7 protein-coding genes are annotated in these 7,290 nt (G+C 67.1%); 1 reads left to right on the top strand and 6 read right to left on the bottom strand.

What is annotated here, in order from left to right; translation table 11 throughout:
- Positions 1 to 121 precede the first annotated feature (121 nt).
- Complete coding sequence (locus ACIBCT_RS39865) at positions 122 to 646, top strand: CHAP domain-containing protein (RefSeq protein ID WP_399197242.1); 525 nt, start codon at positions 122 to 124, stop codon at positions 644 to 646.
- Positions 647 to 879: 233 nt separating this feature from the next.
- On the opposite strand, the gene ACIBCT_RS39870 is transcribed toward ACIBCT_RS39865, so the two are convergent.
- The 6 genes from ACIBCT_RS39870 to ACIBCT_RS39895 form a co-directional block, all read right to left on the bottom strand.
- Positions 880 to 2,946, bottom strand: coding sequence for a BTAD domain-containing putative transcriptional regulator (locus ACIBCT_RS39870; RefSeq protein WP_399197243.1), 2,067 nt, complete (start codon positions 2,944 to 2,946; stop codon positions 880 to 882).
- A 763-nt stretch (positions 2,947 to 3,709) separates the two neighbouring features.
- Positions 3,710 to 4,540, bottom strand: coding sequence for a hypothetical protein (locus tag ACIBCT_RS39875; protein WP_399197244.1), 831 nt, complete (start codon positions 4,538 to 4,540; stop codon positions 3,710 to 3,712).
- On the bottom strand, positions 4,537 to 4,830 hold the full coding sequence (locus tag ACIBCT_RS39880; RefSeq protein ID WP_399197245.1) for an RNA polymerase sigma factor: 294 nt from the start codon (positions 4,828 to 4,830) through the stop codon (positions 4,537 to 4,539). Before ACIBCT_RS39880 ends, ACIBCT_RS39875 begins: the two co-directional genes overlap by 4 nt.
- A 38-nt stretch (positions 4,831 to 4,868) precedes the next feature.
- A complete protein-coding gene (locus tag ACIBCT_RS39885) occupies positions 4,869 to 5,048 on the bottom strand; it encodes an RNA polymerase sigma factor (protein ID WP_399197248.1) in 180 nt (59 codons plus the stop codon).
- 850 nt (positions 5,049 to 5,898) lie between these two features.
- The gene (locus ACIBCT_RS39890) at positions 5,899 to 6,405 is read right to left on the bottom strand and encodes a hypothetical protein (protein WP_399197246.1); all 507 of its coding nucleotides are present in this window, start codon (positions 6,403 to 6,405) and stop codon (positions 5,899 to 5,901) included.
- A gap of 645 nt (positions 6,406 to 7,050) precedes the next feature.
- Positions 7,051 to 7,290 (bottom strand): hypothetical protein (locus ACIBCT_RS39895; protein ID WP_399197247.1); only part of this gene is annotated, 240 nt, incomplete at its 5' end.

Genomic DNA, 7,290 nt, shown 5'->3' on the forward strand with positions numbered 1-7,290 from the left:
GCGATTGCCCGGAAGTCATAGAGCGCTCATCTCGGATGTAGTGACGGTGTAGCGGTGTTCAGCACCATGTGTCTCGTCCGCAGTCACCGGGGCTCCGTACCCCGGTATCAAAAGGAGACTCATGAACACCAGGAAGCTCTGCCAGGTGGCCGCCATCTCCATGACGTTGCTGGTCGGAGCCGGAGCCACCACGGGTACGGCCTCGGCCGACCCGGTTCCGCCGGAGGACGTCTACTCCGAGATCACCGATGCCGACATCGCCGACCCGAACGCCATCATCATCGACTCGCCCGCGGATATGGAGGCCGCCAAGACCGCCAACCAGGCGGTCGCGTGGTTCGCCGCCCGCAAGGGCAGCACTGCCTACCAGGGGTACTGCGAGAGGGCCGTGCGCCTGTCGTGGGCCAGGAAGACCCGCCACGCCAGCGCGATCGCGCACTGGCGTTCGTCCGACGGGACGCGGCGTACCACCGGTACCCCGCCGAAGGGGGCCTTCGTGTTCTGGAACATCTCCAAGTACGGCCACGTCGGTATCGCCGACGGCGCTGGTGGTGTGTGGGCGACCAGTGTCAAGGGCCGCATCGGCCACGCCAAGCGGAGCTACTTCCGCAACTACCTCGGATGGAAGACCGGCAACAGCAACTGACCGGCCAGGCGCCGGCAGCGGTGGGCCCCCGCCGCTGCCGGACCTGTTCAGGAGCACCGGCCGGGGAATGCCCAGGCAGCCGACCGGTGTCACGGTGCCGGGTGTCGCGCTCGATCGGTGTCCGCGCCGCGCGACGGGGTTGCCGAAGCCGGCGAACAACGTTACCGGCGCCTCCATGTCCGGCACCGTCTCGGCGTGCTCGTCATGGCACGGTCATACTCGACCGGGAGCGCTCAGCAGTAGGGCCGCCTGGGCCCGGCTTCCGGCTCCGGCCCGCCCCCGGGCGCGCTCTGCTGATCGCACCACCTGGCATCGTGTCTCCCGCACGGGTCATGGTGCGGTATCGCGGTCATCAGCCGCCAGGCCGTCTCGTCCAGACCGGCCTGTGCCGCGAGCTGTACGGCGCCGGTCAGCAGCTCGCGTTCGGCGGCGAACCAGCGCAGCGGATCGGCGACCAGCCGGGCCGTCACCTCCGCGTCGAGTCGCCATCCCGCCGCAGATCCCGTCGTCGCGCCGGACGCGGGTGGAAGCTTCGCCGCCGCCCTGGCCAACGACGACAACGCGGACAGGACACGCTCCAGCGCCGGCCGCCGCTCCTGCGGCGACTCGGCGGACAGCACCTCGGCCGCGTAGCACCTGAGAAGGTCATGAAGGCGGTAGCGCAGTTGGCCGACGGCGTCCAGGCCCACCAGGGACAGCAGGTTTGCGTCCACGAGGGCGTCGAGCACGTCGTGCGTGCCGGTTCGGTCGAGCAGCGCGTCCAGCACCCAGCCGGGGAAGTCCCGCGCGCCGAGCAGGGCCAGGCGGCAGAAGGCCTGCCGTGCGGTGCCGCGAAGCCGCCGCAGGCTCGGTTCGTAGCTCGCCCGTACGTCGAGATCGCCGGCCTGCAGCTCGTCCAGCCGGTTCGACTCGTCGGACAACCGGTCGTGCAATGTCCGCAGGCTCCAGGCCCGGCGACCGGCGAGCCGCGCCCCCGCGATCCGCACCGCCAGCGGCAGGTAACCGCAGCACCGTACGATCGCGGCCGCCTCGGCCGGTTCCGCGCATATCCGGTCGGGACCGGCGATTGCGGCGAGCAGCCGCTCGGCCTCGTGCTCGGTGAACACCGTCGGCTCCAGGTGTTCCGCTCCCGCCAGCTCGGGCAACCTGGCACGGGTGGTGACGACCACGGCGCAGGCGGCGTCGGCGGGTAGCAGTGGCCGCACCTGCCGGGCGGTGGAGGCGTCGTCGAGCAGCAGCAGCACGCGACGGCCGGAAAGCCGGGAGCGGAACAACGCGGCACGCCGATCAAGCCCGGCCGGGACGGCGTCCCCGGTGACCCCCAACGCGTGCAGGAAGCCGGCGAGCACCTCGGAGGGGGCACGCGGTACACAGGTGCCCGCGAGATCGGCGAAGAACTGCCCGTCGGGGAAGCGGTCGGCCAGCCGGTGCGCGACGTGCGTCGCCAGCGCCGTCTTGCCGATGCCGGGCGGACCGGAGAGCACGACCAGCGCGGGCGTGGTCCGATCGGTGCGCAGCAGCAGTTCCAGTTCGCGTACGGCGTCCTCGCGGCCGATGAAATCCGGGATGTCTGCCGGAAGCTGCCGTGGCGGCGGGGGACCATCGGCGGGTGCGATCTCGCTCTCGCTCGCTTGGGCGCTCTCGCCGTTCAGGATCGCCGCCTGAACGGCGCGCAGCTCGGGTCCGGGCTCGACACCGAGCTCGGCGAGCAGCCGTTTCCGCACGGCCGAGTATGCCTCGAGCGCCTCGGCTCTGCGTCCGGCCCCGTCCAACGCCAGCAGGTACCGCTGCCAGAGCCTCTCGCGGTACGGATGTTCGGCAAGCAGCGCGGCGAACCGGGCGATGGCCGGATCGTATCTGCCGAGCAGCACCTGTAACGACAGCCACTCCTCGATGGCGGTCAGCCTGCTCTCGGCCAGCCTGCCCAGCTCGGGCTCCCAGGCGGCGGCACACGGCAGGCCCTCCAGCGGGTCACCGCGCCAGAGCGCGTCCGCTTCGGCGAGCAGGTCCAGCGCGGTCTGCACAGAGCCGCCCCTCCGGGCGCGCGCCGCCTGGTCGATCAGCTCGACAAACCGGTGCGCGTCCACGTCGGCGGGCGCGACAGCCAGCGAGTAACCGCCCTCTCGCGTCCGCAGGCCCTGCCCCGCCACCGTTTTGGGGAGACGCAGGCGCAACCGCCACACGTAGGTCTGCAGGTTGGCGGTGGCCGAGGCCGGCGGTCGCTGCGGCCAGAGCGTCTCGATCAGCTGCCCGGTGGAGACCGGCCGGTTGGCGTTCAGGGCGAGGTGGGCCAGAAGCATTCGCTGTTTCGTACCGCCGAGCGGGAGTTCCTGGTCGTTCACCGTCACCCTGAACGGTCCCAGAAGGTGGAAACGCGCTGTCCCTGGACCCCGTCGGTCCCCGTCCGTCATACGTCACCTCGCTGTTTCTTGTGACTTCGGATAACCGGAAGTGGTTCTTGTGACGGGGTCCACGGTTTCGAATCGCTCACATCGACCACAAGAAGATCTTGTTGTCAGCCTGTTCGACAGGTTTCCCGTACAGGCGTACACGTCGCCTGACAGGTGATCCAACGGCGAGCGGGACGCACGGCCCGTGACCGTTCAAGACGGTGTCGGGCAGGTTCCGGCATCTTGGCTGCGTATGGTGCCGGAGGAGGGCCTGTCCGGCCGAGTTGAACCGGCCCCTGGGTGTGGGGGCCGAACCGAACATCGGCCGCGCCGTCCGATTCACGGAGATCAGGTCACGCTCGGCGATCGCCACGGTGTCTCGGCGGCTGTGACCGGCGTTGGTGTCGCCCTCGCCTCCATGGAGCGGTTCCACGAGACGATCCCTGGTCACCACTACCCCGGGTGGTCGGTGTCGGCCGCGGATCACCAGCGCCGACTTGCCAGGAGGAGCTTTTGAGCTCGCCGGACTCGTTGTGGCCTGCGTGGTCGAAGTACCTGGGCTATCGGACGGTGCCTCGGCTTCTTCAAGAAGCCGAGGAGATTTCGGGAATCTCGAAAGTCCATCGTCCCGTCGTTCGTCGTGCCCTGACGTGACTTCAACCCTTCAGAATCATCACTTGGGCCGGGTGGGTTGTGCGTCATCTGTGACGGTCTGATCGTCAAGTGTCGTGCGGTAGCTGAAGGACGGGGCCGGGCCGCCGTTGTCTTCGGTGGCGCTGCCGAACGCCGAGCCGGGCCACCACGCGACGTAGTGCCCATCGTGGATGGTCGCCTGTACTTCCTTGCCGTGCGCGGGAATGATCGCAAGGGCCTTGACGCGCTTCCCGACGTCACCGTGTGTCAGCGAGATGGTGGGCCTGTCACGCAGACCGAACATGCTGTCCCCGCCGAATTGGAAAATGCTCCCTTGGGTGAATCCCTCGGCACCGGGGACCGCGCCCTGGCCACCGGCACGCGCGAGCTCGACGTCCTGCGCCTTGCCGAACCCTGGGGGGAGATAGGTCATGCAAGCGGTCACCATTGGTTCGGTGCTGGTGTAGAGAAGTGCCAACCAGTCACCACGGCGCTCGGATAGGGCGAGTGAGGGCGCATCAAGGTCAAGGCCGGCGCCGCGACAGGCTCGGTCGGCGGTGGTCTTGTCCTGGATGCTGAGCGAGGTCGGCACGGATGCCCACGAGGCATATGCGTATCGCGTATCACCCAGGTCGACGAGGACAGCCGTCAGCGTCAACGCGGCGACGGCAGCGAGGAGCACGGCCCGACGCATGATTGTGGAGCGGGGGGCCGTTCGTCGGCGCGCGCTCGACATCGATGGCTCCTCGATACCGGAGATGAGGATCTGGTGCAGGCGCGCTTCGGCGCGAAGTTTTGTCGTCTCGTCGAGGTGCGTAGCGTGTGCGGCATCGAGCCGACGCAAAGCGGTGAGATCAAGTGGGGTGTTCACAAGGTTCCCTTCATCACGTGGTGGTTGACGGACCGAGTCGCCGGGTCGGGGCGCTTAAGTTCTCGGCGTAGCGCGGAGCGTGCTCGATGTAGCCGTAGCCGATAGGCGGGCGCCGAAATACCAAGAACCCTGGCCGCTTGAGGTGATGGCAGGTCTTCCCAGATCGCAAGGGAGAGCACTTCTTGATCTTCGGGACGTAACCGCCGCCAGGCGATGACAAGGTCCGCTTGCAGTACCGCGAGGTCTTCATCGAAAACCTCGTCGAGGATCTCGTGGTGCGCGATCTGCACGCCGAGGGTCTCTCGTCTGGCCAGACCACGTCGTTCGTTCAGCAGGCAGTTGCTGCGGTGACGAAGAGCCAGGCACGGGCATCCAACGGACGCGGTGGTATCTCATCGATCCGTCGCCATGCGACGACGAAGGCCTCGTGCACCACGTCCTCGGCCCGGTCAGGCTCGGTGCGACGCTGCACGAAGCGCAACACGTCGACGTACTCACGCCGGTACATGGCCACGAATCGCTTCTCGCGACCTTCCTGGGGGATTCATAGCCTCTACCTGTCCAGCAGTCTGCACACTGTTACAGCTGCGGGTGCCTCGGTTCGGTAGGCGCATCGGCCATCGGCCATCGGCCATCGGCCATCGTCAGATCATCGGGGGCGGGCCGGTGCGCATGTGCCCTGCCGTCCGCCTGCCTCCGATGCCGATGCCGTCGATCTGACGAAGGTCGGTGTGGAGGCCCGGCCGTACGCAGCCACGGATCGACTGCGCGGAGGTTCGAACCTCTTGGCGAGCTCCTTCGATGGTCGTCCCGCGCATACCGGCCCCGCGCAGCGATCCTGAAGCCGCAGGCTCCGAGGGGAAACGCGGCTGGTTTCCGGTGGTCGGCCCGAACGCTGTTGGTCGGTGCGCCGAGATCAGTACGGCAACGTGCAAGGGTCTGCCTGGCCGCTGTATCCAAGCGGTCGGGCAGACCTTATGAGGTGCTCAAAGGTCTTGAGCGCGCTCACGATGGTCAAGCGATGGGTGTGGTGGGGCGGCGGAGGTCGACGGTGGTGTCGCCGAGCTTCCGGGCGATGACGTTGCCGGTATCGCCCGGAAGCTCGGCGATCCGGCGTTCGGCCGTGCTGATGGCGTCGTAGGTGACCTCGGTGGAGGACCACGACTGATCTCGGCGGCAAGGCCGGGGAAAACCCAGGCCGTATCATCCATGCCATCAGCAGACGGTGGCCACGAATCATCCTGAGGTTCCGGGTGACCTGCGCATTACTGACTGCGGGATCCGCGCAAACACGATCCTTGCCCGATCGGTCACCTCTGCTTCTCACCTCTACCGCAGATCCGAACTCCGAACAGTTCTTAATCCGGGGAGCAGTTACCTACCGCCGGGCACCTGAGCGTGAAGTTACGGGCGATCCCCGATCCCCCGAGATTGGGCGTGTTGTAGAGCTCGGCCCCGGCCGAAAACGAGTAGATGCCCTTTTTCCCGGAGATCTTCTTGGTCCAGCAGCGGGTCTGCCCCGGCCGGACGTACCCGTTGCCGCCCTGGTCACAGGTGTCACCTGACCACCAGCTACCGTTCTTGTACGTCACGATGACCGCCTGCGCGGACCGGTTGGACCTGAGCGGGCGGTAGAAGATCACATATGCCCAGAACCGGTTTCGGTCGTCCTTGCACAGCTGTATCGAACCGGTCTTCCCCGGGAGGAGGTAGGCGGCCGAACGCGGTTTCCCGTTGCCGCCACTGTGCTGGCAGTTGGGCGCCGCAGCACCGGTATCCGAAGCAGCGGTGGCCGGGCTGAGCGCTGCGACCAGGGCCCCGCCGACCAGGAGCAGCGCTCCCAGGACGCGCTGGACAACGAGCACGCGCACTCCTCACATAGACGATCATCCCGCCCCCTCCCTGCATCGACCGGCAGGGCGGCGCAAAAGCGGCACCCACAGCAATACACCACTCCTGCGTTACATCCCAACGATTCGAACTGAATCGAATCCGCACGTTGCGGGTGGCACACCTGGATGTCGATGTCGACCCGCCAAGCCGGTTCGACCTCATCGCTCTGGGCGCCCAAACGCTGTTCCAGGAGCCGGTTCCCGGCTTTGGGGTAAAGGGCCCGTATGTGGGCGTCGGCATGCGAGCCATCCCTGAGTTCGGCCAACCTCGCAGACTGAGCACACCACCCATGACACCCGCTCAGCCGCCAGCCGGCAAAGGTCCGTGAATCGCAGATGCGGCGAAGCCATGCCACCGGGCCTGATACGGACTCCCCATCCCTGTTCGGGAAGCGGCTCTTCCAAGAGGGACGGGGCTTCCGCAATGCCGATCCTCTCGAGGTGTCAACGAATGCGGCGGCGACCTCGGATCATCATTCCGCTCCTCCCGGCAAGGACATCTCATTAACGGCCTCGTCGAGCTTTTTCGAAGCGTCCGCCTGACGACCAACCGCCTACGTCTACGTGACCGGCCGCTAAACAGTGCGCGCGAGGTCTTTTGCCAAGGCTGATCAGCGGTTAAAGATCGGCAGCGATAGGCATCGTGATCCGCTCGATCGCAAGAGGAATGATGATGAAGAACCTGATCAGAACGGTGGTGACGGGCATCGGCGTGGCAGCGGCGAGCCTGATCCTCACGCAACCGGCCTCGGCCGCCTCGTTCTCGGGGGCTCGCCCCGAAGTGTGGACACCGGTTGTTATGCGGCGAGCAGCACCCCATCGATGGTCTGCTGCTCGTAGTCGATGGGGCTGAGGTAG

The organism is Streptosporangium sp. NPDC050855 (genome assembly GCF_044456585.1).
Lineage (GTDB): Bacteria > Actinomycetota > Actinomycetes > Streptosporangiales > Streptosporangiaceae > Streptosporangium > Streptosporangium longisporum.

Bases quoted from the DNA above. Each gene is read 5' to 3' on its own strand.
- ACIBCT_RS39865 (WP_399197242.1), top strand. From the start codon at position 122: ATGAACACCAGGAAGCTCTGCCAGGTGGCCGCCATCTCCATGACGTTG.
- ACIBCT_RS39870 (WP_399197243.1), bottom strand. From the start codon at position 2,946: ATGCTTCTGGCCCACCTCGCCCTGAACGCCAACCGGCCGGTCTCCACC.
- ACIBCT_RS39885 (WP_399197248.1), bottom strand. From the start codon at position 5,048: ATGTACCGGCGTGAGTACGTCGACGTGTTGCGCTTCGTGCAGCGTCGC.